Origin of the sequence: Luteitalea sp. (assembly GCA_009377605.1) — a bacterium.
Lineage (GTDB): Bacteria > Acidobacteriota > Vicinamibacteria > Vicinamibacterales > Vicinamibacteraceae > WHTT01.
Map to the genome: position 1 here is coordinate 1 of WHTT01000083.1, position 260 is coordinate 260.

Sequence of the window (260 nt, forward strand, 5' to 3'; positions counted from 1 at the left end):
CGCGGCGCGACGGGCCGGCAGCAGCGCCGCGACAGCACCGACGAGTAACAAGCAGGCCATCGGGAGCGCGAGACTCCAGAAGTCCAACGGCTCGACCTCGTAGAGGAACGTTCGCACGAAGCGGGCGAGATAGAACCCGCCGCCAAGACCCGCTACTGCTCCGATGAGGGTGGTCAGACCGGCATCCGCTACCACAGACCTCACAACCGTCAGTTGTTGTGCACCGAGCGCAAGCCTGATCCCGATCTCTTTCGTTCTCT

1 pseudogene (running past one end of the window) is annotated in these 260 nt (G+C 63.8%); it reads right to left on the bottom strand.

The window, feature by feature from the left end:
• A pseudogene (locus GEV06_22175) lies at positions 1 to 260 on the bottom strand (FtsX-like permease family protein); it runs 2,251 nt beyond the window's last position.